Source organism: Metabacillus indicus (assembly GCF_046603695.1).
Lineage (GTDB): Bacteria > Bacillota > Bacilli > Bacillales > Bacillaceae > Bacillus_P > Bacillus_P indicus.
The window spans coordinates 139,240-163,939 of sequence record NZ_CP176757.1 but is presented as its reverse complement, the minus strand read 5'-3'; the positions used below and the strand labels follow the sequence as shown (position 1 = coordinate 163,939).

Here is a 24,700-nt window from a genome sequence, read left to right as displayed (position 1 = left end):
TGGGCATTAGCGTTTTAATGAAGTCTGAGCTTCAGCCTCTTTGCCCCTTTTTCAAACCCTTCAGACCACCATGAATGAATCAGGTGCTCACATGCATAGTAAACCGACTCGTTTTTAAAATCATCACCGTGGTTTCCCCATATGAGCATGTAATCAAATAGTTGGTCAGTTAACTCTTTTTCCTCCCGGCTTGACCTCATGCTGACTGACTTCTGCGGTTCGCCGTAATAGCCGAATCTGCTGTAGCTGGCACCGAGCAGGAAGGCTTCTATAGAATAGTCGATGCAGCCTTCTTCAATGGCGGAATAATCAATCGATCCTGAATGCATGTAGACACCGAAACACTCATAGGCTTTCGCCTTCAGCTGGGTGAGAGTCAGTTCTTTCAGGATGATGCGCTCATAGTTTATTTGCTTTTCTCTTCGTTTATCTGAAAGTGAAGTAATCTTTTCCATGATGTATATGCCCCCTCAGTCTATTGTTTTTCCGGGGGACGGTTTCATGCGAGGTAAAGATTGTCTGCTTTGGGGAAAATAAAAAACCACAGCAGAACCGCTGTGGTTTTTGAAGAAAAAATTAACGTTTTGAGAACTGAGGTGCACGACGAGCGCCTTTAAGACCGTATTTTTTACGTTCTTTCATACGAGCGTCACGAGTCAGAAGACCTGCACGCTTAAGAGTGCCGCGGTATTCTGGATCTGCTTCTAAAAGTGCACGTGAGATGCCGTGACGGATAGCGCCAGCTTGGCCAGCGAATCCACCGCCATTAACACTTACTAAAACATCATAGCTTCCAGCTGTTTCAGTTAAGTTAAGCGGTTGTTTGATGTCTTCGATTAGAGCTGCGAATGGGATATAGTCTTTTACTTCACGATCGTTGATAACAATACGGCCTTCGCCTGGAACGAGACGAACACGCGCTACTGAGCTTTTACGACGGCCAGTACCGTAATATTGAACCTGTGCCAAATTAATAACCTCCTTAATAATTAACCGCGAAGTTCGTAAACTTCAGGTTGTTGTGCTTGGTGTGGATGCTCGCTGCCTGCGTATACATGCAGCTTTTTGTACATTTGACGTCCTAGAGAACCTTTAGGAAGCATTCCGCGAATTGCTAGTTCAAGCATTTTCTCAGAGTAGTTTGTACGCATTTCAAGAGCAGTTCTTGATTTTAGTCCGCCTGGGAATTGGCTGTGACGGTAGTAGATCTTGTCAGTCAGTTTCTTTCCAGTCAGTTCGATTTGTGCTGCATTGATGATAATTACATGATCACCAGTGTCTACGTGTGGTGTATAAGTTGGTTTGTGTTTTCCGCGAAGAACAGATGCGATTTCGCTGGCAAGACGACCTAGAGTTTTGCCTGCAGCATCTACCACGAACCATTTACGTTCAACTTCAGTTGCTTTCGCCATATATGTTGTACGCATGATTTTCCCTCCAATATCTTTCATTTTAAATTTAATCATTCTATTTCAAAACACAGATAAACTCTTCCGGGGCTTATTTGTGGGGTTGAAATACATACCATATGATAGTTTATAACGTCCTGGCAACATTGTCAAGATAATGTTACACCAGGTTTAGTTGTCATAGTAAACTTTCCATAAATATAATCCGGAACCCGGGGCTGTTTTCCCGCACAGGGAACGGTCACGCGCCTTCAGGATGTCTGGAATCCGGTAAGGATCCAGCACTCCCCGCCCGGCATTTATCAAGGTTCCGACAAGGATTCTGACCATATTGTAGAGGAATCCGTCACCGACAAACCGGAATGTCAGAACATCGTCTTCTTCGTAAAATTCGATATCATATAAAGTTCTGATTCTGTCCTCTTTATCTGTTTTAGCTGAACAGAAGCTTGTAAAATCATGGGTGCCGATCAGAAACTTTATCGCTTCCCGCATTTTCACATAATCAAGTTTATACGGATAATGATACGCATAATTCCGGCTGAACACGTCCCTGACTTCCGAGCGGCTTACTTTATAGCGGTATTCCTTTGCACGGACATGGTACCTTGCATGAAAGTCTTCTTCAATAAATGCTGCAGCCTGAATAGCCACATCTCCTGGAAGAAGCGAATTTAAGGCATTCGGCCATCTGCTCTCCGGAATGTAGATCTCTGTATCAAAATGCAGGACCTGGCCGATGGCATGAACACCTGCATCAGTTCTGCCTGATGCAAAAACTTTCACTTCCTGCCCTTTATGCAGTTTTTTCAGGCCTCTTTCAATTTCACCCTGAACGGTCCTCTGTCCGGGCTGAATCTGAAATCCGCTGAATCCTGTTCCGTCATATGAAACGGTGCATTTTACCCTCATTGTAAACTCCTATGAACGCAGTAGTAATAGAACAATGCCTACAGCAATCAGCAGGCCGAGTATGATCGTATCAAGGGCTCTCCACGTCAGCTCGCGAAGCTTCGTCCTTCCTTCGCCGCCCTGGTAGCCTCTTGCCTCCATCGCAACAGCAAGCTCTTCCGCCCTCTTAAAGGCGCTGATAAACAGCGGCACAAGCAGCGGAATGATGGCGCTGATTCTTTGTTTAATCGGTCCGCTAGTAAAGTCTGCTCCCCTTGCCATCTGCGCTTTCATGATTTTATCCGTTTCCTCCATAAGCGTCGGAATAAACCGGAGTGAGATCGACATCATCAGCGCAAGTTCGTGGACCGGGAGACCGATTTTTTTAAAAGGATGCAGCAGGCTTTCCATTCCGTCTGTAACTTCAATCGGTGTTGTCGTCAACGTAAGGATGGTCGTGAGCAGGATAAGAAACAGAAATCTGAGGGAAATATAAATCCCCTGGATCACTCCCTCCCTGTGAACCGCAAGAAAGCCGGCTTCAAACAGGACAGGACCTTCTTTTGTCACAAGAATATGCAGAATAAACGTAAAAAGGATGATCCATATGATCGGCTTTAAGCCGTTCAATAGAAATCTTGGCGGCAGTTTTGTCGCACCGACGATAAAAAGGGTAAACAATCCGAGAATGGCATACGTCACCGCATTGTTGGCAAAAAACACGATGAAAACAAACAGAAAGATCATCGTGAGCTTTGAACGGGGGTCCATTCTGTGAACGAGCGAGGCGCCGGGAACATACTTTCCGATAATCATGCTGTTCATCATATGGCATCACCTTTGATCCCGCGTACAACCATACTGACAAGGTCATCGATTGAAAGTGAGATCCCTTTCCACTCTTTCCCGAGCTTCTGCTCAATCGTCTTTTGAAGCTTTACGGTTTCAGGAAGATCAAGCCCTGCTGAGACAAGCACTTCAGACTGGCTGAAAATCTCTTCAGGCGTGCCTTTCATCTGAACGGTGCCTTTATGCATCACAACAATTTCGTCTGAATAGCGGGCGGCATCCTCCATGCTGTGTGTGACAAGAACAGTTGTAAGTGACCTGCTCTTATGAAGAGAGTAGAAAAGATCCATGATCTCTTTCCTTCCGCTCGGATCAAGCCCTGCAGTCGGTTCATCAAGCACAAGCACTTCAGGCTCTATGGCAAGAACTCCAGCTATAGCGACCCGTCTCATTTGACCGCCGCTCAAATCAAACGGTGACTTCTGAAGTACGTTTTCAGGAAGCCCGACCAGTTTGAGAGCATTGCGCGCCTTTTCCCGTGCTTCTTCTTCTGGGACACCGAAATTCATAGGACCAAACATGATGTCCTTTTCAACCGTTTCCTCAAAAAGCTGATGCTCCGGAAATTGAAAAACGATGGCTACTGCCCTGCGGACCGGTTTCAGATCTTTAATCTTTTTACCTGCCTGGATTTTACGATCACCAACAGTCAGAGAACCTTTTGTAGGCTTAAGCAGTCCATTCAGATGCTGAAGAATGGTTGATTTGCCGGAACCCGTATGCCCGATGATCGAGACAAAGGAGCGATCTTTAATCTCAAGGTTTATGTCATGCAGCGCAAGGCGTTCAAATGGCGTACGAGCCTGATATCTGTGCTCTAGCTCTTGGAATGTAATGTCCACAGTTCATTCACCAGGCTTTCTTCGTCTAAGTAGTTCTTTGAGAGGGCAATGCCTGCTTCTCGCAGTTTCATGCTGACCTGATAAGAAAAAGGCAGATCAAGTCCTATTTCAACCAGCTTGCGGTCGAGTTTAAAAATCTCTTCAGGTGACCCCTCGGCAAATTTCTCTCCGCCATTCATAACGATAATTCTGTCTGCTTTCGCGGCCTCTTCAAGGTCGTGTGTAATCGAAATGACCGTTACAATTCCCTGTCTGTTAAGCTCGCGCACAGTCTCCATCACTTCGCTTCTTCCCTGCGGATCAAGCATCGATGTAGCCTCGTCTAAAATAATGATCTGCGGCTGAACGGCAATGACGCCCGCAATGGCCACGCGCTGCTTTTGGCCTCCTGAAAGATGGTGCGGCTCTTGACCCAGAAATTCTTCCATCTTCACTTTTTGAGTAGCCCATTCGACGCGCTTTTTCATTTCTTCCCGCGGCACTCCGTGGTTTTCTAAACCAAAAGCCACATCATCTTTAACCGTCGTTCCTACAAATTGATTATCCGGGTTTTGAAACACCATTCCGACTTGTTTGCGCACTTCCCAAATCGAGTCTTCATTTAATGGAATGCCGTTTACGGCGACGCGGCCGTGCTGCGGCAGTATAAGACCGTTGAGGACTCTGGCAAGGGTTGATTTGCCGGAACCATTATGTCCGACAACAGCAAGCCATTCGCCTTTTTTCACACTTAACGAAACAGCGTTAAGGGCGGGTCTTGCATCGTCTTCATGATACTGAAATGTAACCTGATCCACTTCAATAATTGTCTCTTCCATCGCTGCCTCCCTCACCTGTACTCCTGCGCAGGCGCAAAAGCCATGCTCTTCTATTCTGTCTCTGCTGCGGCACTCATGGGCCCCTCATGACCATGAGAGGCTGTCTGAGTGTACAAAAAAAGGGCATAGATCCAGTTTTCAGGAAAACTGACCCGCCCTCTGAGTAAAGAAAATAATGATTAAACTAATTCGATAATGACCATTGGTGCTCCGTCGCCGCGGCGAGGTCCAAGTTTCATTATGCGCGTGTAACCGCCTTGGCGTTCTGAGTAACGCGGTGCGATGTCACTGAATAGTTTTTGAAGTGCATTTTGCGTGCCTTCTTCGTTAGCTACCTCGTTACGGATGTAAGCAGCAGCTTGGCGGCGGGCATGAAGATCCCCACGTTTACCTAAAGTAATCATTTTTTCTACAGTTGAACGCAATTCTTTCGCACGAGCCTCAGTAGTTTCAATGCGCTCGCTGATGATTAGATCTGTAGTAAGATCACGAAGTAACGCTTTACGCTGAGCACTTGTACGTCCTAATTTTCTGTAAGGCATTATGTGTTCCCTCCTTCGTTAGTACTGTGTGTTAATTTTAGAAACACGCGAAAACGCTAGTTAACTTGTTAACTAGTCGTCAGTCGTCTTTACGAAGACCTAAGCCAAGTTCTTCTAGTTTCGCTTTCACTTCTTCCAAAGATTTACGACCTAAGTTACGAACTTTCATCATATCTTCTTCTGTTTTATGAGCAAGCTCCTGTACAGTGTTAATGCCTGCACGTTTTAAACAGTTATAAGAACGAACTGACAAATCCAATTCTTCGATCGTCATTTCTAAAACTTTTTCTTTTTGGTCCTCTTCCTTTTCCACCATAATCTCTGCGTTTTGAGCTTCATCTGTAAGCCCAACGAAGATGTTAAGGTGTTCCGTCAGAATCTTTGCACCAAGTGCAATAGCTTCTTTCGGACCTGTGCTTCCGTCAGTCCACACATCAAAAGTAAGTTTATCATAGTTTGACACTTGACCAACACGTGTATTTTCAACTTGATAGGACACGCGTGCTACAGGTGTGTAAATAGAATCGATTGGGATAACGCCGATTGGCTGATCTTCTCTTTTGTTTGCATCAGCCGGAGTATATCCGCGACCGCGTTTCGCAGTCAATCTCATACGGAAATGTGCACCCTTCGCTAATGTAGCAATATGAAGGTCCGGATTTAGAATTTCAACGTCACTGTCGTGAGTAATATCTGCAGCCGTTACAACTCCTTCATCCTGTACATCGATCTCAAGCGTTTTTTCTTCCTCTGAATAGATCTTAAGAGCAAGTTTTTTAATGTTTAAGATGATCGTAGTCACATCTTCAACAACGCCTTCAATCGTAGAGAATTCATGGAGTACACTATCTATCTGGATTGATGTTACAGCGGCACCAGGGAGTGAGGATAAGAGAATACGACGTAAGGAGTTACCCAAAGTTGTACCATATCCACGCTCGAGTGGTTCGACGACGAATTTGCCGTACTTGGCATCGTCGCTGATTTCAACCGTTTCGATTTTTGGTTTTTCAATTTCTATCATCTATAAACCCTCCTTCAAAACGTCGAAACCCCGGCTAGACAGATTATGAAGCTCCAAGGCGTGTGTCTAACCGAAATTCCCCATTATAAAGTCCCGAATGTGCACAACAACAAATAGTTATTTTCTGCGAGAACTTTTTAACTGTATCATAACCCATTATTGACAGGGATACAAAATCTATACAGAAAAATTATACACGACGACGTTTTGGCGGACGGCATCCGTTATGTGGAACCGGAGTAACGTCTCTGATAGCTGTTACTTCAAGACCAGCAGCTTGAAGAGCACGGATTGCAGCTTCACGGCCTGCGCCTGGTCCTTTTACAGTTACTTCAAGAGTTTTCATACCGTGTTCAATTGAACCTTTAGCTGCAGCTTCAGCAGCCATTTGTGCAGCGAATGGAGTGGATTTACGTGATCCTCTGAATCCGAGTGAACCTGCACTTGACCAAGAAAGAGCGTTACCATGTACGTCTGTAATAGTAACAATCGTGTTGTTAAATGTTGAACGAATATGAGCAATACCTGCCTCGATATTCTTTTTTACGCGACGCTTACGAGTGTTCGTTTTACGAGCCATTGTCGGTTAACCTCCTTTACCTTATTTTTTCTTGTTCGCAACCGTACGACGAGGTCCTTTACGAGTACGAGCGTTATTTTTGGTATTTTGACCACGAACAGGTAGACTGCGGCGATGACGTAAGCCACGGAAACTGCCGATCTCAATCAGACGTTTGATGTTTAGGGATACTTCACGGCGAAGGTCACCTTCAACTTTCAACTTGTCTACGATATCACGAATCTTACCTAGTTCTTCTTCTGTTAAGTCACGCACACGTGTATCTTCAGAAACACCAGCCTCAGCTAATACTTTTCCAGCAGTTGGACGTCCAATACCGAAAACATATGTTAATGAAATTACAACGCGTTTGTCACGAGGAATATCTACACCAGCAATACGAGCCATTTAAGCTGCACCTCCTTCAGTTTTAACCTTGTTTTTGTTTATGTTTTGGATTCTCACAAATTACCATTACTTTACCTTTTCTGCGGATGACTTTGCACTTTTCGCAGATTGGTTTAACCGATGGTCTTACCTTCATGATTTCTCTTACCTCCTTAGTTGCGGAGTGTTTTATTTAAAACGGTACGTAATTCTGCCGCGAGTCAAGTCATATGGTGATAATTCTACCGTAACTTTGTCTCCAGGTAAAATGCGAATAAAATGCATGCGGATCTTTCCAGATACATGCGCTAATACCGTATGACCATTCTCAAGCTCTACTTTGAACATTGCATTTGGCAATGTTTCCTGTACGGTACCCTCAACTTCAATTACATCATCTTTCGCCATTCATTATTCTCCCTTCTTCAAATCAGCAGCTTGCTCGTTGACAAACGTCTTCAGGGCATGCCGGAGTTTTCCGTTTGTTACACGTCCTGTTTCTTTTATACTGTTCTGAACTTCCGGAGATACGCGATCAATAAACTCTAGATGATTCACATTCTTCTTTTTAGGGGAGTGGAAGGGTCGCTTCTCTCCGTCTGCTATAAATACGAACCGTTCATCTAAAATACTGACCACGACAGCATATTGTCCAGCTTCTCTGCCTTCAGTAATATAGACAAACTGACCTATGCGCGGACTCGATTCGGCTTCGTTCAAACAATATCACCTGCGGATTTAGGCTTTAGTTAAAATTTCATAGCCAGTTTCTGTAATGGCAATCGTGTGTTCAAAGTGAGCACACATTTTGCCGTCCTGAGTAACAACTGTCCAGTTGTCAGCAAGAGTTCTTACATATCGGCTTCCTGCATTCACCATTGGCTCAATCGCCAAGACCATGCCAGGTTTTAACCTCGGACCTTTGTTTGGCGGACCATAATGCGGAATCTGCGGATCTTCATGTAAATCCTGTCCAACGCCGTGTCCAACATATTCACGTACGACCGAGAATTGATGCTGTTCAACATACGTCTGAATAGCGTGTGATATATTGGATAGTCTCTCGCCCGGTTTGGCTTCAGCCAGACCTTTGTAGAGGGATTCCTCAGTCACTTCAAGAAGCTTTTTGGATTCCTCTGAGATGTTTCCAACAGGATAAGTCCAAGCAGAGTCACCATGATAGCCATTATACTTCGCACCGATATCGATGCTGATAATGTCTCCTTCACGCAATACTCGATCTCCAGGTATTCCGTGAACGAGCTCCTCATTCACAGAAGCACAAATGCTTCCGCGAAAACCATTATAACCTTTAAAAGAAGGAATTGCATGGTTTGCACGAATAATCTTTTCGGCAATTGCATCCAGTTCTTTTGTTGTAATTCCAGGCTGTATATGTTTTTGGAGTTCCTGGTGGGTCAATGCGACAATGCGACCAGCCTCACGCATAATTTCGATTTCACGTGGAGTCTTACAAATGATCATTCACCTAATCCTCCAAGCAGTTCATTAACGTCAGCGAAGACTTTGTTGATGTCCTGCTGGCCATTAATGTTACGCAGATATCCTTTTTCTTCATAGAAATTCAGCAAAGGTTGTGTCTGCTTGAGGTTTACTTCAAGCCGGTTAGCAACAGTCTCTTCGTTGTCATCTTCACGCTGGTAAAGTTCACCGCCGCATTTGTCGCAGCGTCCTACAGCAGCTGGAGGATTGAAAACGAGATGATATGTTGATCCGCATTGTTTGCAGATGCGGCGTCCTGTAAGACGTTCCATCAGGATGTCTTTATCAACCTCAATGTTAATGACATAATCCATTTTTCTATCAAGATCAGACAGGATGTTTTCCAAAGCTTCAGCCTGAGCAACTGTGCGCGGGAACCCGTCAAGCAGGAAACCTTTTTCACAATCATTCTTGCCCAATCTTTCACGGACGATACCGATCGTTACTTCATCAGGAACGAGAGCACCTTGATCCATGAAGGATTTTGCTTTAAGACCTAGCTCAGTTTCACCTTTAATGGCAGCTCTGAACATATCCCCTGTTGAGATATGAGGGATTTCATATTTTTCAACGATTCGTTCTGCCTGTGTGCCTTTACCGGCTCCCGGCAGACCCATTAATACTAGATTCAAGAATATTACCCCCCTCAGTCTCTATTTAGAAGGAAAGGGACACAAGTCCCATAACCTTACTGTTTTATAAATCCTTTATAGTGACGCTTAACAAGCTGACTTTCAAGTTGTTTCATCGTTTCAAGAGCAACCCCTACTACGATCAACAAGCTCGTTCCGCCAATCTGTGCAGAAGCTGGCAAGTTAGCGAACTTAATAAAGAATACAGGAAGAACTGAGATAGCTGCTAAGAAAAGTGAACCAACAAACGTCAGTCTGTATAGAGTTTTTGTTAAATAATCCTGCGTATTTTTCCCTGGACGAATGCCCGGGATATATCCGCCCTGCTTTTTCAGATTCTCTGACATCTGCTCCGGATTAACCTGAACAAATGCATAGAAGTAAGTAAAAGCAATGATTAATGCAACATATACAACCATGCCGATAGGCTGTGTATAATCAAACGTTTTTGTAATCCAGTTTGTAACATCATTGGATCCAAAGAACGAAGCAATTGTTGGCGGTGTAATAATGAACGAAACCGCAAAGATGACAGGGATAACACCGGCAGGATTCACTTTAAGCGGAAGGTGAGTAGACTGACCTTTCGCAGGAGCTCGGCCTGCTGAGTTCTTCGCATATTGAATCGGGATCTTGCGAAGAGCCTGTTGAATGAAGATAACTCCAACTATAATTGCGATTACCGCTAATACTATCAGCGCAACTTTTACGATGTTCAAGAAAAGCTGATCTCCAGCGTCCTGGAATTGCTGCACATAGATTTGGTTAAGAGTTGTCGGGATTCCTGCTGCAATCCCCGCAAAAATGATAATGGAAATACCATTACCCACACCCTTGGATGTAATTTGCTCTCCTAACCACATTAAAAAAGCAGTACCTGCTGTTAAGACAACTGCAATTAAAAGGTACGTTGTAATTCCCGGTTTTTCAATTAATAATCCCCCAGCGAGATTATTAAAACCGTAAGACATACCCAACGCTTGGATGAAACCTAGTACAATCGTAAAGTATCTAGTGAATTGTGCTAGTTTACGACGGCCAACTTCACCTTGCTTTGACCATTCAGTAAATTTCGGAACGACATCCATCTGCAATAACTGCACGATGATGGATGCTGTAATGTACGGCATAATTCCCATCGCAAGGATCGAGAAGTTATACAGCGCACCGCCTCCGAAGGTGTTAAGAATTCCGAAAACATTCATTTCATCCTGAGCCTTTAAAACGTCAGCGTTGACGTTAGGCACAGGAATGAACGTACCGATACGAAAAATAATTAACATTAGAAGGGTGAACAAGATCTTATTGCGGATATCACCCACGCGCATAAAATTGGAGATTGTCTTAAACATTAAATCACCTCTACTGTACCGCCAGCAGCTTCGATAGCTTCTTTAGCAGATGCAGAGAATTTATTGGCTTTAACTGTAAGCTTTTTCTCAAGCTTTCCGTTGCCCAGTACTTTCACGCCTGATTTCACTTTGCTGATTACTCCAGCTTCAACTAGAAGTTCAACAGTTACTTCAGCACCGTCTTCGAACTGATTAAGTTTGTCAAGGCTGACAATCGCATAGTCTTTACGGTTGATGTTTGTGAATCCGCGTTTAGGCAGACGTTGGAATAAAGGAGTTTGACCACCTTCGAATCCAGGGCGAACACCGCCGCCGGAACGGGCGTTTTGTCCTTTATGACCTTTACCAGCTGTTTTACCGTTACCAGAACCAGTACCACGGCCAACACGGTTACGTGTTTTGCGTGACCCTTCTGCTGGTTTTAATTCATGAAGTTTCATCGGGACACCTCCTTGATATTAGAAGATCTATATTATTGTTCTTTAACTGTTAGCAAATGAGATACTTTGTTGATCATGCCGCGGATCGCTGCATTGTCATCAAGCACTACTGTTTGGTGCATTTTTTTAAGACCTAGTGTTTTAACAGTAATACGTTGGTCTTCTGGGCGACCAATCACACTGCGAGTGAGGGTAATCGCTAATTTGTTTGCCATCATGTTTCCCTCCTTATCCTAACAATTCTTCAACCGACTTGCCACGTAGCTTCGCAACTTCATCAGCGCGTTTAAGTTCTGTTAATCCAGAAATTGTAGCACGGATCATGTTAATTGGAGTGTTAGAACCTAGTGATTTAGAAAGGATGTCACTAACTCCTGCTAATTCTAGTACTGCACGAACAGGACCACCAGCGATAACACCAGTACCTTCAGATGCAGGTTTTAAAAGGATGTTTCCAGCACCGAATCTGCCGATGACTTGGTGAGGAATAGTAGTACCAACCATAGGTACTTCAACAAGGTTTTTCTTAGCGTCTTCGATCGCTTTGCGAATCGCTTCCGGAACTTCCTGTGCTTTACCAGTACCGAAACCTACATGACCGTTTTTGTCGCCGACAACTACTAATGCAGCAAAGCGGAAACGACGTCCACCTTTTACTACTTTAGCTACACGGTTTACTGTAACAACGCGTTCTTCAAGCTCTAATTTGTTTGGTTCAATACGACCCATTCTCTGTGTCCCTCCTTTTTTTATTAAAATTCTAGACCAGCTTCGCGAGCAGCTTCAGCCAAAGCCTTAACACGGCCGTGGTATAAGTAACCCCCGCGGTCAAATACAACAGATTTAACGCCTTTTTCGATTGCACGTTTAGCAACTAATTCGCCAACTTTAGCAGCAGCTTCAGCGTTGCTTTTTGCATCAAGAGCAAGGTCTTTATCTAATGTTGAAGCACTTGCAATTGTCACTGATTGAGCATCGTCAATTACTTGTGCGTAGATGTGCTGATTAGAACGAAATACGTTTAAACGAGGACGAGCAGTTGTACCAGATAATTTTGCGCGGACACGTCCGTGTCTTTTCTTACGCACAACGTTTTTGTCAAGTTTCGTAATCATCCAGGTCACTCCTTTCTTATCATCTAAGCGATATTACTTCGCTGTTTTACCTTCTTTACGACGTACATATTCACCTTCGTAGCGGATACCTTTGCCTTTGTAAGGCTCTGGAGGACGAGTAGCGCGGATGTTAGAAGCAACAGCTCCAACACGCTCTTTGTCTGTACCTTTTACAATTACTTTTGTATTTGAAGGCACTTCAATTTCGATTCCTTGTTCAGGAACGATTTCTACAGGATGTGAGTATCCAACAGCAAGAACTAGCTTGTTGCCTGATTTAGTAGCACGGTAACCGACACCTACTAATTCAAGACCTTTTTCAAATCCTTTAGAAACGCCCTCAACCATGTTTCCAAGAAGGCTGCGAGTTGTACCGTGAAGAGCACGATGTTCTTTTTGATCAGAAGGACGTGTCACTGTAAGTACGTTGTCTTCAACCTTAATGTTGATATCAGAGTTAAAAGTACGAGTTAATTCACCTTTAGGTCCTTTAACAGTTACTGTGCTTCCGTCGATCGCAACTGTTACGCCAGCAGGGATTTCAAGTGGTTTTTTACCAATACGAGACATTCATGTACACCTCCATTCTTTTTTCAGGTTATTACCAAACGTATGCCAGAACTTCTCCGCCAGCTTGTTTCGCGCGGGCTTCTTTGTCTGTTAGGACTCCTTGAGAAGTAGATACGATTGCGATTCCTAAACCGTTAAGTACGCGAGGTACTTCGTTAGCTTTAGCGTATACGCGCAATCCTGGTTTACTGATGCGTTTCAGGCCAGTGATAACACGCTCGTTGTTTGATCCGTATTTAAGGAAAATACGAATGATACCTTGTTTGTTATCTTCTACATATTCAACATCACGAACGAAACCTTCACGCTTAAGGATTTCAGCGATCTCTTTTTTCGCTTTCGATGCAGGAATTTCTAATTTTTCATGACGAACCATATTCGCGTTGCGAATACGAGTAAGCATATCTGCAATTGGATCTGTCATTACCATATCAAAATTACCTCCTTCCCGATTATGGGGTATTACCAGCTAGCTTTTTTAACGCCTGGAATTTGACCTTTATATGCGAGTTCACGGAAACAAATACGGCAAAGTTTAAATTTGCGGAGAACTGAATGTGGACGACCACAACGTTCGCAGCGAGTGTACTCTTGTACTTTAAACTTTTGAGTGCGTTTTTGTTTCGCAATCATTGACTTTTTAGCCACGTTTTCGCCTCCCTATTTCGATTATTTTTGGAATGGCATACCGAACTGAGTAAGAAGCTCACGAGATTCTTCATCAGTGTTAGCAGTTGTAACGATAACGATGTCCATACCACGAACTTTTGATACTTTATCATAATCAATTTCAGGGAAGATTAATTGTTCTTTAACACCAAGAGTGTAGTTGCCGCGTCCGTCAAAAGACTTTTTAGAGATACCGCGGAAGTCACGTACACGTGGTAATGATACAGAAACTAATTTATCTAGGAATTCATACATGCGCTCGCCGCGAAGAGTTACTTTCGCACCGATAGGCATACCTTCACGCAGACGGAATCCTGCAATTGATTTTTTAGCTTTTGTGATAACCGGCTTTTGACCTGAGATTGTAGTTAACTCTTCTACAGCTGTATCAAGAGCTTTAGAGTTAGATACTGCGTCACCAACACCCATGTTGATTACGATCTTCTCAAGCTTTGGAACTTGCATCACTGATTTATAGTTGAACTTGCTCATTAAAGCAGGTGTAATTTCTTTTTGATACTTTTCTTTAAGGCGGTTCATGCGAGGACCTCCCTTCCTTATTTACTATTTATCTAAAGTTTCACCAGATTTTTTCGCAACACGTACCTTTTTGCCATCAACCACTTTGAAACCAACACGAGTTGGCTCACCTGATTTAGGATCAAGTGGCATAACATTTGATACATGGATAGGTGCCTCCTGGCTGATAATTCCGCCCTGAGGGTTTAATTGAGAAGGTTTTGAATGCTTCTTCATAATGTTGATGCCTTCAACAAGCACGCGATCTTTCTTAGGGAAAGCAGCAAGTACAGTACCCTGTTTGCCTTTATCTTTACCTGAGATCACTACTACTTTATCACCTTTTTTTACATGCATCCTAGTCGCACCTCCTTAGTAAGGCTATCTATTTTCGATTTATAATACTTCTGGAGCAAGAGAAACAATTTTCATGAAGTTGCCTTCACGCAACTCACGTGCAACTGGTCCAAAGATACGAGTTCCGCGAGGGCTCTTGTCATCTTTAATGATTACACATGCGTTTTCGTCGAAACGGATGTAAGATCCGTCCTGACGGCGAGCGCCGCTCTTTGTGCGAACGATTACTGCTTTAACAACGTCACCTTTTTTAACAACGCCTCCTGGTGTTGCTTGTTTGACCGTACAAACAATTACATCACCAATATTAGCAGTTTTACGTCCAGATCCGCCAAGAACTTTAATAGTAAGAACTTCACGAGCACCAGAGTTGTCAGCAACTTTTAAACGGGATTCTTGTTGAATCATTTACGTTACCTCCCTTCGGAAATATAATCCGAACAATATTAGATAATAACAGCTTCTTCAACAATTTCAACTAGACGGAAACGTTTAGTAGCTGATAATGGGCGAGTTTCCATGATTTTAACCACATCGCCGATTTTAGCTTGGTTGTTTTCATCATGAGCTTTGAACTTTTTGGAATATTTAACACGCTTGCCGTATAAAGAATGCTTCTTATACGTTTCAACAAGAACAGTGATCGTTTTATCCATTTTATCAGAAACTACACGTCCAGTGTAGACTTTGCGCTGGTTGTTGCGTTCAGTCATTCTGCAACCTCCTCTCAGGATTATCGATTATTAGCAGCGATCTCTCTTTCAGTGATCACAGTTTTCATACGAGCGATCGATTTACGTACTTCACGAATGCGAGCAGTGTTTTCAAGTTGTCCAGTCGCCAATTGAAAGCGAAGGTTGAACAGCTCTTCCTTCAGTGATTTTACTTTTTGTTCAATTTCAGCAGTGGTAAGATCACGAATTTCATTAGCTCTCATTTGATTCACCACCAATTTCCTCGCGTTTAACGAATTTTGTTTTGATTGGCAATTTGTGAGATGCAAGACGCAATGCTTCGCGTGCTACTTCTTCTGATACACCAGCAATTTCAAACATTACTTTTCCTGGTTTTACAACTGCCACCCAGCCTTCAGGAGCACCTTTACCGGATCCCATGCGGACCTCTAGAGGTTTAGCCGTGTAAGGCTTAGAAGGGAAAATTTTGATCCAGACTTTACCGCCACGTTTCATGTAACGAGTCATAGCAATACGAGCTGCCTCAATTTGACGATTTGTAATCCAAGAAGCTTCTAGAGCTTGAATGCCGTATTCACCGAAGTGAACTTCTGTACCGCCTTTAGCACGACCGCGCATTTTTCCACGGTGTTCTCTGCGATATTTAACGCGTTTTGGCAACAACATAATTATTTTCCTCCTTCCTCTTTTTTCTTCTTAGTAGGAAGAACCTCTCCACGATAGATCCAAACTTTAACGCCTAATTTACCATAAGTAGTGTCAGCTTCAGCTGTACCATAGTCAATATCAGCACGAAGTGTGTGAAGTGGAACTGTTCCTTCACTGTAGCTTTCAGAACGAGCGATATCAGCGCCGCCAAGACGACCAGATACCATTGTTTTGATTCCTTGTGCACCTGCGCGCATAGCACGTTGGATTGTTTGCTTTTGAGCACGACGGAATGAAATACGATTTTCAAGTTGACGAGCGATGTTGTCAGCTACTAGTTTAGCATCAAGATCAGCTCTCTTGATTTCAAGAATGTTGATGTGTACACGCTTGCCAGTTAGTGAGTTAAGAGCTTTACGAAGTGCTTCAACTTCAGTACCGCCTTTACCGATAACCATACCTGGCTTAGCAGTGTGGATCGTAATGTTCACGCGATTAGCAGCACGCTCGATTTCAATCTTTGAAACAGATGCATCGCTTAAACGCTGATTGATATATTCACGAACTTTGATGTCTTCGTGCAGAAGATTAGCATAATCTTTGCCAGCGAACCATTTAGATTCCCAATCACGGATAACACCAATGCGAAGACCGACTGGATTTACCTTTTGACCCACGGATTATCCCTCCTTCTTTTCTGATACAACGATTGTAATGTGGCTTGTGCGTTTGTTGATGGCACTTGCACGGCCCATTGCGCGTGGACGGAAACGTTTTAGAGTTGGACCTTCGCCTACATAAGCTTCAGTTACAACCAGGTTGTTAATGTCCATTTCATAGTTGTGCTCTGCGTTTGCCACAGCAGATTTTAGAACTTTTTCAATAATTGGAGAAGCAGTTTTAGGTGTGTGGCGAAGAATCGCTACCGCTTCACCGATTTGCTTTCCTCGGATAAGATCAATTACTAAACGAGCTTTACGAGGAGCAATACGTACTGTTCTTGCAACGGCTTTAGCTTGCATTTAAAAGCCTCCTCTCATTAGCGTCTTGTTTTTTTGTCGTCAGCTGCATGGCCTTTATACGTACGTGTTGGAGCAAACTCACCGAGTTTGTGTCCTACCATATCTTCAGTAACGTATACAGGAACATGCTTGCGACCGTCATATACAGCGATCGTTTGACCGATGAATTGCGGGAAAATAGTAGAACGGCGAGACCAAGTTTTGATCACTTGTTTTTTCTCTGACTCGTTTAACTTTTCAACTTTCTTGAATAAATGCTCATCTACGAATGGTCCTTTTTTCAAGCTACGGCCCATACTTGTACCTCCCTTCGCGATTGCGCTACGGTTCCTTCGAACCGTAGAACCATCACGTTATTTTTTACGACGACGTACGATGAATTTATCGGACTTGTTTGTCTTCTTGCGAGTTTTGTAACCAAGAGTTGGTTTACCCCAAGGAGTCATTGGAGACTTACGTCCGATTGGAGCACGACCTTCACCACCACCGTGTGGGTGATCGTTAGGGTTCATTACAGAACCGCGAACTGTAGGTCTGATACCTAACCAGCGAGAGCGTCCAGCTTTACCGATGTTGATAAGTTCATGCTGCTCGTTTCCTACTTGACCAACAGTAGCGCGGCAAGTAGCAAGGATCATGCGAACCTCACCAGAATTCAAACGAACAAGAACGTATTTGCCTTCTTTACCAAGAACCTGTGCAGAAGTACCAGCAGAACGTACTAATTGTCCGCCTTTGCCTGGTTTAAGTTCGATGTTGTGAATAACTGTACCTACAGGGATATTTTGAAGTGGAAGTGCATTTCCTACTTTAATATCAGCCTCTGGTCCAGAAACAACTTGTAAACCTACTTCAAGGTTTTTTGGAGCAAGGATATATCTTTTCTCACCATCTGCATAGTGGATAAGTGCAATGTTTGCAGAACGGTTCGGATCATACTCGATTGTAGCAACGCGTCCTGGTATACCATCTTTATCGCGTTTGAAGTCGATAATACGGTATTGACGTTTGTGACCGCCGCCTTGATGACGTACAGTAATTTTACCTTGGTTGTTACGACCGCCTTTTCTGTGTACAGGCGCAAGTAATGACTTTTCCGGTTTGTCTGTAGTAATCTCAGCGAAATCAGAAACAGTCATGCCGCGACGACCATTTGAGGTTGGTTTGTACTTTTTAATCGCCATCTCGTTTCCCTCCTATCTTAAATAATGAATTAGACTTCGAATAATTCGATTTCTTTGCTGTCAGCTGTTAGTTTAACAACTGCTTTTTTGCGTTTATTAGTAAGACCTGTGTAACGACCTACACGCTTATATTTGCCTTTGTAGTTAAGAACGTTAACTTTCTCCACTTTTACGCCAAAGATTGCTTCAATAGCATCTTTCACTTGAGTTTTGTTAGCACGAACGTCAACTTCAAACGTGTACTTTTTCTCAGTCATTAAGTCCGTTGAAAGTTCAGTGATTACGGGGCGCTTAATAATATCACGAGGATCTTTCATTATGCAAGCACCTCCTCTACTTTTTGCACCGCTGCTTTCGTAATAACAAGCTTTTCATGGTTAAGTACATCAAGTACATTAATAGAATTAGCTTCAAGAACTGTAATGCCAGGGATGTTACGTGCAGATAGTGCAACAGATTCGTTCACATCAGCAGTAACGATCAATGCTTTCTTTTCAATTGAAAGTCCTGCAAGTAGAGCAGTCATTTCTTTTGTTTTAGGAGCATTCATTAGAAGATCTTCTAATACTAGAATGTTGTTCTCTTGTACCTTTGTAGATAAAGCTGATTTGATCGCTAAGCGGCGAACTTTTTTAGGTAATTTGTAAGCATAGCTGCGTGGTGTTGGACCGAATACGATACCACCGCCGCGCCATTGTGGTGAGCGGATAGATCCTTGACGAGCGCGTCCAGTACCTTTTTGGCGCCAAGGCTTGCGACCTCCGCCTCTAACTTCTGAACGATTCTTTACTTTGTGGTTTCCTTGACGCAAAGAAGCTCTTTGCATGATAACCGCATCAAATAAAACGTGCTGATTAGGTTCGATACCAAATACAGAATCATTTAGTTCGATTTCACCAACGTTTGATCCGCTTTGGTTTAATAATGCTACTTTCGGCATTATCGAATTCCTCCTTTCTTAGAAAAATTAGTTAGATTTAACAGCCTTTTTCACTGTGATTAGTGATTTTTTAGGACCAGGTACGTTACCTTTGATCAATAGAAGGTTACGCTCAGCGTCAACTTTCACGATCTCAAGGTTTTGAACAGTTACTTGCTCTCCACCCATGCGGCCTGGCAATAATTTGTTTTTGAATACTCGGTTAGGAGCAACAGGACCCATTGAACCTGGGCGACGGTGGTAACGAGAACCATGTGACATAGGTCCGCGAGATTGGTTATGGCGCTTGATAGAGCCTTGGAAACCTTTACCCTTTGAGATTCCTGTTACATCTACTGTATCTCCAGCAGAGAAAATATCAACTTTGACTTCCTGACCAACTTCATACTCACCAGCTTCTCCGCGGAACTCCCTTACGAAGCGCTTAGGTGCAGTATTAGCTTTTGCAACGTGTCCTTTTGCAGGCTTGTTAGAAAGCTTTTCACGTTTGTTTGAGAAACCAACTTGAACAGCAGCATAGCCGTCGCTTTCAACAGTCTTGATTTGAAGAACTACGTTTTCAGCAGCCTCAATTACTGTTACCGGGATAAGATCACCTTTTTCAGTAAACACTTGAGTCATACCGATTTTTTTACCTAAGATTCCTTTGGTCATTAGTCACACCTCCTATAATGTTATAAAATCTATTTTTTGAAATTAAAGTTTGATTTCAATGTCAACGCCTGATGGCAGGTCTAATCTCATCAATGCATCAACAGTTTGTGGTGTTGGGTTGATGATATCGATTAAACGTTTGTGTGTGCGCATTTCGAACTGCTCACGTGAATCTTTGTATTTGTGTACCGCACGAAGAATCGTGTAAATCGATTTTTCAGTTGGCAACGGGATCGGACCAGAAACGTTAGCACCTGAACGTTTTGCTGTTTCAACGATCTTTTCAGCAGATTGATCAAGAATTCTGTGATCATATGCTTTTAAACGAATACGAATTTTTTGTTTTGCCATTATTTTCCCTCCTTTTCGCCTACTTTTAAAATAGACTTTCTCCGTAGAAATTTTCCGTACACTCGCCATGGCAAAGCGGCCGTGTGTATCGGCAACCTCCTACTTCATCGCAGTCAAAGACCAACATTGTCTATTATATAGAAATTTTGCGCCCAATGCAAGATAAAAATTATGTTTTTACTTTCTTGCGCACTTTTCCTATTATACATACATCAACAGGTAAAAACAAGGGGGATCAGCAGCTGGAAAAGTTTTCGTTTTTTAAGCTCAAATCATTTCTACTATATATAGAAGAAACAAAAAAAGACGAGCACGAATGCTCGTCTTCTTAAGTAGCAGGATTACTCAGTGATTGTAGCTACAACACCAGCGCCTACTGTACGACCGCCTTCACGGATTGAGAATTTAGTACCTTCTTCAATCGCGATTGGAGCGATAAGTTCAACAGTCATTTCGATGTTATCGCCAGGCATAACCATCTCAACGCCTTCTGGAAGTTGGATGATACCAGTTACGTCCGTAGTACGGAAGTAGAACTGTGGGCGGTAGTTAGAGAAGAATGGAGTGTGACGTCCACCCTCTTCTTTTGAAAGAACGTAAACTTCTGATTTAAATTTAGTGTGTGGAGTGATTGTTTTTGGCTTAGCAAGAACTTGTCCACGTTGGATGTCGTCGCGAGAAACCCCACGAAGAAGTGCACCGATGTTGTCGCCAGCTTCTGCATAGTCAAGAAGCTTACGGAACATTTCAACACCTGTTACAGTTGTTGATTTTGGCTCTTCAGTGAAGCCGATGATGTCGATAACATCTCCAACTTTAACTACTCCACGCTCAACGCGTCCAGTAGCAACTGTTCCACGGCCAGTGATTGAGAATACGTCCTCAACAGGCATCATGAATGGCTTTTCAGTGTCACGAGCTGGTGTTGGGATGTACTCGTCAACAGCGTTCATAAGCTCAACGATTTTCTCTTCCCACTCAGCTTCGCCTTCTAGAGCTTTAAGAGCAGAACCTTTGATTACTGGGATGTCATCGCCAGGGAAGTCATACTCAGAAAGAAGGTCGCGTACTTCCATTTCAACTAGCTCAAGAAGCTCTTCGTCGTCTACCATGTCGCATTTGTTCATGAATACTACAAGGTAAGGTACACCTACTTGACGAGAAAGAAGGATGTGCTCACGAGTTTGTGGCATTGGGCCGTCAGAAGCAGAAACAACTAGGATTCCGCCGTCCATTTGTGCAGCACCAGTGATCATGTTTTTAACATAGTCAGCATGTCCTGGGCAGTCAACGTGTGCATAGTGACGAGTGTCAGTTTCGTACTCAACGTGTGCAGTTGAGATTGTGATTCCGCGCTCGCGCTCTTCAGGAGCAGCATCGATCATGTCGTATGCCATTGCAGCACCTTTACCGCTACGTTTTGCAAGTACAGTTGTAATTGCAGCTGTTAGAGTTGTTTTACCGTGGTCAACGTGTCCAATTGTACCGATATTGGCATGCGTTTTGGAACGGTCGAATTTTTCTTTACCCATTCTAAATTCCTCCTTAGAGTCATGATTGATTATATAGATTTCAGAAAGTGAACGTTGTCCACTTTCTATACATACATAAGTAGTTATACTTTAATAAAGAGTGAAAATCAATTATTCACCTTTATTTTTTTTGATAATTTCTTCAGAAATTGATTTTGGAACCTCTTCGTAGTGATCAAAGTGCATAGAGAATGTTCCGCGTCCTTGAGTGTTTGAACGAAGTGCAGTTGCATATCCAAACATTTCAGAAAGTGGTACCATAGCACGTACTACTTGAGCGTTTCCGCGAGCTTCCATGCCTTCAACGCGACCGCGGCGAGAAGTGATATCACCCATGATATCTCCCATGTACTCATCAGGGATAACTACTTCAACCTTCATAACAGGCTCAAGAATAACAGGGTTACACTTAGATACAGCGTTTTTAAGTGCCATAGATGCAGCAATTTTAAACGCCATCTCACTTGAGTCAACATCATGGTAAGAACCGTCTACTAATGATGCTTTAACATCGATTAGCGGGTAGCCTGCAAGAACACCATTTTTCATGGAGTCTTCTAAGCCTGCTCCAACCGCTGGGATGTATTCACGAGGAACAACACCGCCGACGATTTTGTTGTGGAACTCAAAGCCTTTTCCTTCTTCATTTGGTTCGAATTCGATCCAAACGTGTCCGAATTGACCGCGTCCACCGGATTGGCGTGCAAACTTACCTTCAACTTTCGCAGATCCGCGGAAAGTTTCACGGTATGCAACCTGAGGAGCACCAACGTTAGCTTCAACTTTGAATTCACGTCTCATACGGTCAACAATGATATCAAGGTGAAGTTCACCCATACCAGAGATGATCGTTTGACCTGTTTCAGTGTCAGTGTGAGCTTTGAAAGTTGGATCTTCTTCAGAAAGCTTAGATAAAGCTGTAGACATTTTGTCTTGGTCAGCTTTTGATTTTGGCTCAACTGAAAGCGAGATAACCGGCTCTGGGAATTCCATTGATTCCAAGATAACAAGGCTCTTTTCATCACATAGAGTATCACCAGTTGTAGTGTCTTTAAGACCTACAGCAGCAGCGATGTCACCAGCATATACAGTAGAGATTTCCTCACGAGAGTTAGCATGCATTTGCAGGATACGTCCTACACGCTCACGCTTGCCTTTCGTTGAGTTTTGTACGTAAGATCCAGAGTTAAGAACACCTGAATATACGCGGAAGAATGTAAGTTTCCCAACATAAGGGTCAGTCATAACTTTGAATGCAAGTGCTGAGAAAGGACCCTCATCGCTTGATTCGCGGATTACTTCTTCTTCTGTGTCAGGAGTGATACCTTTGATTGCAGGTACATCAAGAGGTGATGGCAGGTAATCAAGAACTGCGTCAAGCATTAACTGTACACCTTTGTTTTTAAATGCAGATCCGCAGATAACTGGGTAGAATTCTACATTTACTGTACCTTTACGGATTCCAGCTTTCAATTCATCGATTGTAAGCTCTTCACCCTCAAGGTATTTCATCATAAGCTCTTCGTCAAGTTCAGCAACAGCTTCTACAAGCTTGCCGCGCCACTCTTCAGCAAGATCTTTATACTCTTCAGGAATTTCTTTAGCCTCAGAACGAGTTCCAAGATCATCTTCGTAGAAGTATGCTACGTTATCTACAAGATCGATAATTCCTTCGAATTGATCTTCAGCACCGATTGGAAGCTGAATTGGATGAGCATTTGCTTCAAGACGGTCATGCAATGTTTTTACAGAGTATAAGAAATCCGCACCGATTTTATCCATTTTGTTAACGAATACTACACGCGGTACTCCGTAAGTTGTTGCCTGGCGCCATACTGTTTCAGTTTGAGGCTCAACACCTGATTGTGCATCAAGTACTGCTACAGCACCATCAAGTACACGAAGTGAACGTTCAACTTCAACTGTGAAGTCTACGTGTCCAGGTGTATCGATGATGTTTACGCGATGGCCTTTCCACTGAGCAGTTGTAGCAGCAGAAGTGATCGTGATTCCACGCTCCTGCTCCTGCTCCATCCAGTCCATTTGAGACGCACCTTCGTGTGTCTCACCAATTTTGTGAATACGTCCAGTGTAGAAAAGTACACGTTCAGTAGTCGTCGTTTTACCGGCATCGATGTGAGCCATGATGCCGATATTACGAGTTTTGTCTAAGGAGAACTCTCTTGCCATTGGGGTCTTTTCTCCTTCCTTTTATAAGGATTAGTATAGTTATTGGTTTATATTGAATCCTACCAGCGGTAGTGAGCGAATGCTTTGTTAGCTTCAGCCATTTTGTGAGTGTCTTCACGCTTCTTAACTGATGAACCAGTGTTGTTGGCAGCATCAAGAATCTCGTTAGCTAAACGCTCTTCCATCGTTTTCTCTCCGCGAAGACGAGCGTAGTTTACTAACCAGCGAAGACCAAGAGTTGTACGGCGGTCAGGGCGAACTTCAACAGGTACTTGATAGTTTGCACCACCCACACGACGAGCTCTTACCTCAAGAACTGGCATGATGTTTTTAAGTGCTTGCTCGAACACTTCAATTGCTTCTTTACCTGAACGCTCTTTCACGATGTCAAAAGCAGTGTAAAGAATAGTTTGTGCTTTACCTCTCTTACCGTCAACCATAATTCTGTTGATTAGACGACTAACAAGCTTTGAGTTGTAAAGTGGATCTGGCAATACGTCTCTTTTTGTAACAGGACCTTTACGTGGCATGTTATATCCTCCCTTCATGCGATATACTTAAGTGATATATGACTTAAGGCATTATTTTTTTGGTGCTTTTGGGCGTTTTGTACCGTATTTAGAGCGGCCTTGCATACGTTTGTCAACACCTGCAGTGTCAAGCGCACCGCGAACGATGTGGTAACGTACACCCGGTAAATCTTTTACACGTCCGCCGCGGATAAGTACAACACTGTGCTCTTGCAGGTTGTGTCCGATACCTGGAATGTAGGCAGTAACCTCGATTCCGTTAGTCAGGCGTACACGAGCGTATTTACGAAGAGCCGAGTTCGGTTTCTTCGGTGTCATTGTACCAACACGAGTACATACTCCGCGTTTTTGCGGTGATGAAGTGTTAGTCTGCTCTTTTTTGAAGCTGTTGTAACCTTTGTTCAGTGCAGGAGAAGTTGATTTTTCAACTTTGCTTACGCGTCCTTTGCGAACTAGCTGGTTAATAGTAGGCATGT

At 43.3% G+C, this 24,700-nt stretch carries 42 protein-coding genes; all 42 read right to left on the bottom strand.

Going from position 1 to position 24,700, the window contains the following annotated elements:
• Nucleotides 1-14 precede the first annotated feature (14 nt).
• A complete protein-coding gene (locus ACK1LH_RS00930; RefSeq protein ID WP_029566217.1) occupies nt 15-455 on the bottom strand; it encodes a DUF2521 family protein in 441 nt (146 codons plus the stop codon).
• Between the two features lie 121 nt (nt 456-576).
• Nucleotides 577-969, bottom strand: a complete 393-nt coding sequence (rpsI, locus tag ACK1LH_RS00925; protein ID WP_029282760.1) for a 30S ribosomal protein S9 — start codon at nt 967-969, stop codon at nt 577-579.
• 20 nt (nt 970-989) lie between these two features.
• On the bottom strand, nt 990-1,427 hold the full coding sequence (gene rplM, locus ACK1LH_RS00920; protein ID WP_029282762.1) for a 50S ribosomal protein L13: 438 nt from the start codon (nt 1,425-1,427) through the stop codon (nt 990-992).
• A gap of 153 nt (nt 1,428-1,580) precedes the next feature.
• Nucleotides 1,581-2,321, bottom strand: coding sequence for a tRNA pseudouridine(38-40) synthase TruA (gene truA, locus ACK1LH_RS00915; protein ID WP_029282765.1), 741 nt, complete (start codon nt 2,319-2,321; stop codon nt 1,581-1,583).
• Between the two features lie 9 nt (nt 2,322-2,330).
• Nucleotides 2,331-3,128, bottom strand: a complete 798-nt coding sequence (locus ACK1LH_RS00910) for an energy-coupling factor transporter transmembrane component T family protein (protein ID WP_029282767.1) — start codon at nt 3,126-3,128, stop codon at nt 2,331-2,333.
• Nucleotides 3,125-3,991, bottom strand: a complete 867-nt coding sequence (locus tag ACK1LH_RS00905) for an energy-coupling factor ABC transporter ATP-binding protein (protein ID WP_029282769.1) — start codon at nt 3,989-3,991, stop codon at nt 3,125-3,127. Before ACK1LH_RS00905 ends, ACK1LH_RS00910 begins: the two co-directional genes overlap by 4 nt.
• Nucleotides 3,967-4,809, bottom strand: coding sequence for an energy-coupling factor ABC transporter ATP-binding protein (locus ACK1LH_RS00900; RefSeq protein WP_029282771.1), 843 nt, complete (start codon nt 4,807-4,809; stop codon nt 3,967-3,969). Before ACK1LH_RS00900 ends, ACK1LH_RS00905 begins: the two co-directional genes overlap by 25 nt.
• Nucleotides 4,810-4,988: 179 nt before the next feature.
• On the bottom strand, nt 4,989-5,351 hold the full coding sequence (gene rplQ / locus ACK1LH_RS00895; protein ID WP_029282773.1) for a 50S ribosomal protein L17: 363 nt from the start codon (nt 5,349-5,351) through the stop codon (nt 4,989-4,991).
• Nucleotides 5,352-5,430: 79 nt separating this feature from the next.
• The gene (locus tag ACK1LH_RS00890) at nt 5,431-6,375 is read right to left on the bottom strand and encodes a DNA-directed RNA polymerase subunit alpha (protein WP_029282775.1); all 945 of its coding nucleotides are present in this window, start codon (nt 6,373-6,375) and stop codon (nt 5,431-5,433) included.
• Between the two features lie 190 nt (nt 6,376-6,565).
• Nucleotides 6,566-6,955, bottom strand: a complete 390-nt coding sequence (gene rpsK / locus ACK1LH_RS00885) for a 30S ribosomal protein S11 (RefSeq protein WP_029282777.1) — start codon at nt 6,953-6,955, stop codon at nt 6,566-6,568.
• 21 nt (nt 6,956-6,976) lie between these two features.
• Complete coding sequence (gene rpsM, locus ACK1LH_RS00880) at nt 6,977-7,342, bottom strand: 30S ribosomal protein S13 (protein ID WP_029282779.1); 366 nt, start codon at nt 7,340-7,342, stop codon at nt 6,977-6,979.
• Nucleotides 7,343-7,364: 22 nt separating this feature from the next.
• Nucleotides 7,365-7,478, bottom strand: coding sequence for a 50S ribosomal protein L36 (gene rpmJ / locus ACK1LH_RS00875; protein WP_003156543.1), 114 nt, complete (start codon nt 7,476-7,478; stop codon nt 7,365-7,367).
• Nucleotides 7,479-7,510: 32 nt separating this feature from the next.
• On the bottom strand, nt 7,511-7,729 hold the full coding sequence (infA, locus tag ACK1LH_RS00870) for a translation initiation factor IF-1 (RefSeq protein WP_028390440.1): 219 nt from the start codon (nt 7,727-7,729) through the stop codon (nt 7,511-7,513).
• Nucleotides 7,730-7,732: 3 nt separating this feature from the next.
• On the bottom strand, nt 7,733-8,041 hold the full coding sequence (locus ACK1LH_RS00865; RefSeq protein ID WP_029282787.1) for a KOW domain-containing RNA-binding protein: 309 nt from the start codon (nt 8,039-8,041) through the stop codon (nt 7,733-7,735).
• 18 nt (nt 8,042-8,059) lie between these two features.
• Nucleotides 8,060-8,806 carry a type I methionyl aminopeptidase gene (gene map / locus ACK1LH_RS00860; protein WP_029282789.1) on the bottom strand — a complete coding sequence of 249 codons (747 nt, stop codon included), beginning with the start codon at nt 8,804-8,806 and terminating at the stop codon, nt 8,060-8,062.
• A complete protein-coding gene (locus ACK1LH_RS00855; protein WP_411334278.1) occupies nt 8,803-9,456 on the bottom strand; it encodes an adenylate kinase in 654 nt (217 codons plus the stop codon). Before ACK1LH_RS00855 ends, map begins: the two co-directional genes overlap by 4 nt.
• Nucleotides 9,457-9,512: 56 nt before the next feature.
• A complete protein-coding gene (secY, locus tag ACK1LH_RS00850) occupies nt 9,513-10,808 on the bottom strand; it encodes a preprotein translocase subunit SecY (RefSeq protein WP_029282792.1) in 1,296 nt (431 codons plus the stop codon).
• Nucleotides 10,808-11,248 (bottom strand): 50S ribosomal protein L15, encoded by a 441-nt coding sequence (rplO, locus tag ACK1LH_RS00845; protein ID WP_203289336.1) that lies wholly within the window; start codon nt 11,246-11,248, stop codon nt 10,808-10,810. The genes secY and rplO overlap by 1 nt, the downstream gene beginning before the upstream one ends.
• A gap of 32 nt (nt 11,249-11,280) precedes the next feature.
• Nucleotides 11,281-11,463: a 50S ribosomal protein L30 gene (gene rpmD / locus ACK1LH_RS00840; protein ID WP_029282796.1), complete on the bottom strand. Its 183-nt coding sequence runs from the start codon at nt 11,461-11,463 to the stop codon at nt 11,281-11,283.
• A 13-nt stretch (nt 11,464-11,476) separates the two neighbouring features.
• Nucleotides 11,477-11,977, bottom strand: a complete 501-nt coding sequence (gene rpsE, locus ACK1LH_RS00835; protein WP_029282798.1) for a 30S ribosomal protein S5 — start codon at nt 11,975-11,977, stop codon at nt 11,477-11,479.
• Between the two features lie 23 nt (nt 11,978-12,000).
• Nucleotides 12,001-12,363 carry a 50S ribosomal protein L18 gene (gene rplR, locus ACK1LH_RS00830; RefSeq protein WP_029282800.1) on the bottom strand — a complete coding sequence of 121 codons (363 nt, stop codon included), beginning with the start codon at nt 12,361-12,363 and terminating at the stop codon, nt 12,001-12,003.
• 33 nt (nt 12,364-12,396) lie between these two features.
• Entirely contained in the window at nt 12,397-12,933 is a 537-nt protein-coding gene (gene rplF, locus ACK1LH_RS00825; RefSeq protein ID WP_029282802.1) for a 50S ribosomal protein L6, read from the bottom strand.
• Between the two features lie 31 nt (nt 12,934-12,964).
• Nucleotides 12,965-13,363, bottom strand: coding sequence for a 30S ribosomal protein S8 (gene rpsH, locus ACK1LH_RS00820; RefSeq protein ID WP_029282804.1), 399 nt, complete (start codon nt 13,361-13,363; stop codon nt 12,965-12,967).
• A 32-nt stretch (nt 13,364-13,395) separates the two neighbouring features.
• Nucleotides 13,396-13,581: a 30S ribosomal protein S14 gene (gene rpsN, locus ACK1LH_RS00815; protein WP_010285078.1), complete on the bottom strand. Its 186-nt coding sequence runs from the start codon at nt 13,579-13,581 to the stop codon at nt 13,396-13,398.
• 21 nt (nt 13,582-13,602) lie between these two features.
• Nucleotides 13,603-14,142, bottom strand: coding sequence for a 50S ribosomal protein L5 (rplE, locus tag ACK1LH_RS00810; RefSeq protein ID WP_029282808.1), 540 nt, complete (start codon nt 14,140-14,142; stop codon nt 13,603-13,605).
• Nucleotides 14,143-14,166: 24 nt separating this feature from the next.
• Nucleotides 14,167-14,478: a 50S ribosomal protein L24 gene (gene rplX, locus ACK1LH_RS00805; protein ID WP_029282810.1), complete on the bottom strand. Its 312-nt coding sequence runs from the start codon at nt 14,476-14,478 to the stop codon at nt 14,167-14,169.
• 39 nt (nt 14,479-14,517) lie between these two features.
• A complete protein-coding gene (rplN, locus tag ACK1LH_RS00800) occupies nt 14,518-14,886 on the bottom strand; it encodes a 50S ribosomal protein L14 (RefSeq protein ID WP_029282813.1) in 369 nt (122 codons plus the stop codon).
• A gap of 38 nt (nt 14,887-14,924) precedes the next feature.
• A complete protein-coding gene (gene rpsQ, locus ACK1LH_RS00795; protein ID WP_029282815.1) occupies nt 14,925-15,191 on the bottom strand; it encodes a 30S ribosomal protein S17 in 267 nt (88 codons plus the stop codon).
• 20 nt (nt 15,192-15,211) lie between these two features.
• The gene (rpmC, locus tag ACK1LH_RS00790; RefSeq protein WP_029282816.1) at nt 15,212-15,415 is read right to left on the bottom strand and encodes a 50S ribosomal protein L29; all 204 of its coding nucleotides are present in this window, start codon (nt 15,413-15,415) and stop codon (nt 15,212-15,214) included.
• Nucleotides 15,405-15,839, bottom strand: coding sequence for a 50S ribosomal protein L16 (rplP, locus tag ACK1LH_RS00785; RefSeq protein ID WP_029282818.1), 435 nt, complete (start codon nt 15,837-15,839; stop codon nt 15,405-15,407). The genes rpmC and rplP overlap by 11 nt, the downstream gene beginning before the upstream one ends.
• A gap of 2 nt (nt 15,840-15,841) precedes the next feature.
• Nucleotides 15,842-16,498 carry a 30S ribosomal protein S3 gene (gene rpsC / locus ACK1LH_RS00780; RefSeq protein WP_029282820.1) on the bottom strand — a complete coding sequence of 219 codons (657 nt, stop codon included), beginning with the start codon at nt 16,496-16,498 and terminating at the stop codon, nt 15,842-15,844.
• Between the two features lie 3 nt (nt 16,499-16,501).
• Entirely contained in the window at nt 16,502-16,843 is a 342-nt protein-coding gene (gene rplV / locus ACK1LH_RS00775) for a 50S ribosomal protein L22 (protein ID WP_029282822.1), read from the bottom strand.
• Between the two features lie 17 nt (nt 16,844-16,860).
• A complete protein-coding gene (gene rpsS, locus ACK1LH_RS00770) occupies nt 16,861-17,139 on the bottom strand; it encodes a 30S ribosomal protein S19 (RefSeq protein ID WP_029282824.1) in 279 nt (92 codons plus the stop codon).
• 57 nt (nt 17,140-17,196) lie between these two features.
• Nucleotides 17,197-18,027, bottom strand: a complete 831-nt coding sequence (gene rplB / locus ACK1LH_RS00765; RefSeq protein WP_029282826.1) for a 50S ribosomal protein L2 — start codon at nt 18,025-18,027, stop codon at nt 17,197-17,199.
• Nucleotides 18,028-18,056: 29 nt separating this feature from the next.
• On the bottom strand, nt 18,057-18,344 hold the full coding sequence (gene rplW / locus ACK1LH_RS00760) for a 50S ribosomal protein L23 (protein WP_029282828.1): 288 nt from the start codon (nt 18,342-18,344) through the stop codon (nt 18,057-18,059).
• Complete coding sequence (gene rplD, locus ACK1LH_RS00755; RefSeq protein ID WP_029282830.1) at nt 18,344-18,967, bottom strand: 50S ribosomal protein L4; 624 nt, start codon at nt 18,965-18,967, stop codon at nt 18,344-18,346. Before rplD ends, rplW begins: the two co-directional genes overlap by 1 nt.
• 27 nt (nt 18,968-18,994) lie before the next feature.
• Nucleotides 18,995-19,621, bottom strand: a complete 627-nt coding sequence (gene rplC / locus ACK1LH_RS00750) for a 50S ribosomal protein L3 (RefSeq protein ID WP_029282832.1) — start codon at nt 19,619-19,621, stop codon at nt 18,995-18,997.
• 42 nt (nt 19,622-19,663) lie between these two features.
• Complete coding sequence (gene rpsJ, locus ACK1LH_RS00745; RefSeq protein ID WP_029282834.1) at nt 19,664-19,972, bottom strand: 30S ribosomal protein S10; 309 nt, start codon at nt 19,970-19,972, stop codon at nt 19,664-19,666.
• A 341-nt stretch (nt 19,973-20,313) separates the two neighbouring features.
• Nucleotides 20,314-21,504, bottom strand: a complete 1,191-nt coding sequence (gene tuf, locus ACK1LH_RS00740) for an elongation factor Tu (RefSeq protein ID WP_029282835.1) — start codon at nt 21,502-21,504, stop codon at nt 20,314-20,316.
• A 111-nt stretch (nt 21,505-21,615) separates the two neighbouring features.
• Nucleotides 21,616-23,694: an elongation factor G gene (gene fusA / locus ACK1LH_RS00735; RefSeq protein WP_029282837.1), complete on the bottom strand. Its 2,079-nt coding sequence runs from the start codon at nt 23,692-23,694 to the stop codon at nt 21,616-21,618.
• 59 nt (nt 23,695-23,753) lie between these two features.
• Entirely contained in the window at nt 23,754-24,224 is a 471-nt protein-coding gene (gene rpsG, locus ACK1LH_RS00730) for a 30S ribosomal protein S7 (protein ID WP_029282839.1), read from the bottom strand.
• Nucleotides 24,225-24,275: 51 nt separating this feature from the next.
• Entirely contained in the window at nt 24,276-24,698 is a 423-nt protein-coding gene (gene rpsL, locus ACK1LH_RS00725) for a 30S ribosomal protein S12 (protein WP_029282841.1), read from the bottom strand.
• Nucleotides 24,699-24,700 lie beyond the last annotated feature (2 nt).

Coding starts and splice junctions, on each gene's coding strand:
- ACK1LH_RS00930 (WP_029566217.1), bottom strand. CDS start 455: ATGGAAAAGATTACTTCACTTTCAGATAAACGAAGAGAAAAGCAAATA.
- rplM (WP_029282762.1), bottom strand. CDS start 1,427: ATGCGTACAACATATATGGCGAAAGCAACTGAAGTTGAACGTAAATGG.
- truA (WP_029282765.1), bottom strand. CDS start 2,321: ATGAGGGTAAAATGCACCGTTTCATATGACGGAACAGGATTCAGCGGA.
- ACK1LH_RS00910 (WP_029282767.1), bottom strand. CDS start 3,128: ATGATGAACAGCATGATTATCGGAAAGTATGTTCCCGGCGCCTCGCTC.
- ACK1LH_RS00900 (WP_029282771.1), bottom strand. CDS start 4,809: ATGGAAGAGACAATTATTGAAGTGGATCAGGTTACATTTCAGTATCAT.
- rplQ (WP_029282773.1), bottom strand. CDS start 5,351: ATGCCTTACAGAAAATTAGGACGTACAAGTGCTCAGCGTAAAGCGTTA.
- ACK1LH_RS00890 (WP_029282775.1), bottom strand. CDS start 6,375: ATGATAGAAATTGAAAAACCAAAAATCGAAACGGTTGAAATCAGCGAC.
- rpsK (WP_029282777.1), bottom strand. CDS start 6,955: ATGGCTCGTAAAACGAACACTCGTAAGCGTCGCGTAAAAAAGAATATC.
- rpsM (WP_029282779.1), bottom strand. CDS start 7,342: ATGGCTCGTATTGCTGGTGTAGATATTCCTCGTGACAAACGCGTTGTA.
- rpmJ (WP_003156543.1), bottom strand. CDS start 7,478: ATGAAGGTAAGACCATCGGTTAAACCAATCTGCGAAAAGTGCAAAGTC.
- infA (WP_028390440.1), bottom strand. CDS start 7,729: ATGGCGAAAGATGATGTAATTGAAGTTGAGGGTACCGTACAGGAAACA.
- map (WP_029282789.1), bottom strand. CDS start 8,806: ATGATCATTTGTAAGACTCCACGTGAAATCGAAATTATGCGTGAGGCT.
- secY (WP_029282792.1), bottom strand. CDS start 10,808: ATGTTTAAGACAATCTCCAATTTTATGCGCGTGGGTGATATCCGCAAT.
- rplO (WP_203289336.1), bottom strand. CDS start 11,248: ATGAAACTTCATGAATTAAAACCAGCAGAAGGGTCACGCAAAACACGT.
- rpmD (WP_029282796.1), bottom strand. CDS start 11,463: ATGGCAAACAAATTAGCGATTACCCTCACTCGCAGTGTGATTGGTCGC.
- rpsE (WP_029282798.1), bottom strand. CDS start 11,977: ATGGGTCGTATTGAACCAAACAAATTAGAGCTTGAAGAACGCGTTGTT.
- rplR (WP_029282800.1), bottom strand. CDS start 12,363: ATGATTACGAAACTTGACAAAAACGTTGTGCGTAAGAAAAGACACGGA.
- rplF (WP_029282802.1), bottom strand. CDS start 12,933: ATGTCTCGTATTGGTAAAAAACCACTTGAAATCCCTGCTGGCGTAACA.
- rpsH (WP_029282804.1), bottom strand. CDS start 13,363: ATGGTAATGACAGATCCAATTGCAGATATGCTTACTCGTATTCGCAAC.
- rplE (WP_029282808.1), bottom strand. CDS start 14,142: ATGAACCGCCTTAAAGAAAAGTATCAAAAAGAAATTACACCTGCTTTA.
- rplX (WP_029282810.1), bottom strand. CDS start 14,478: ATGCATGTAAAAAAAGGTGATAAAGTAGTAGTGATCTCAGGTAAAGAT.
- rplN (WP_029282813.1), bottom strand. CDS start 14,886: ATGATTCAACAAGAATCCCGTTTAAAAGTTGCTGACAACTCTGGTGCT.
- rpsQ (WP_029282815.1), bottom strand. CDS start 15,191: ATGACTGAACGCAACAACCAGCGCAAAGTCTACACTGGACGTGTAGTT.
- rpmC (WP_029282816.1), bottom strand. CDS start 15,415: ATGAGAGCTAATGAAATTCGTGATCTTACCACTGCTGAAATTGAACAA.
- rplP (WP_029282818.1), bottom strand. CDS start 15,839: ATGTTGTTGCCAAAACGCGTTAAATATCGCAGAGAACACCGTGGAAAA.
- rplV (WP_029282822.1), bottom strand. CDS start 16,843: ATGCAAGCTAAAGCCGTTGCAAGAACAGTACGTATTGCTCCTCGTAAA.
- rpsS (WP_029282824.1), bottom strand. CDS start 17,139: ATGGGCCGTAGCTTGAAAAAAGGACCATTCGTAGATGAGCATTTATTC.
- rplB (WP_029282826.1), bottom strand. CDS start 18,027: ATGGCGATTAAAAAGTACAAACCAACCTCAAATGGTCGTCGCGGCATG.
- rplW (WP_029282828.1), bottom strand. CDS start 18,344: ATGAAAGATCCTCGTGATATTATTAAGCGCCCCGTAATCACTGAACTT.
- rplD (WP_029282830.1), bottom strand. CDS start 18,967: ATGCCGAAAGTAGCATTATTAAACCAAAGCGGATCAAACGTTGGTGAA.
- rplC (WP_029282832.1), bottom strand. CDS start 19,621: ATGACCAAAGGAATCTTAGGTAAAAAAATCGGTATGACTCAAGTGTTT.
- rpsJ (WP_029282834.1), bottom strand. CDS start 19,972: ATGGCAAAACAAAAAATTCGTATTCGTTTAAAAGCATATGATCACAGA.
- tuf (WP_029282835.1), bottom strand. CDS start 21,504: ATGGGTAAAGAAAAATTCGACCGTTCCAAAACGCATGCCAATATCGGT.
- fusA (WP_029282837.1), bottom strand. CDS start 23,694: ATGGCAAGAGAGTTCTCCTTAGACAAAACTCGTAATATCGGCATCATG.
- rpsG (WP_029282839.1), bottom strand. CDS start 24,224: ATGCCACGTAAAGGTCCTGTTACAAAAAGAGACGTATTGCCAGATCCA.
- rpsL (WP_029282841.1), bottom strand. CDS start 24,698: ATGCCTACTATTAACCAGCTAGTTCGCAAAGGACGCGTAAGCAAAGTT.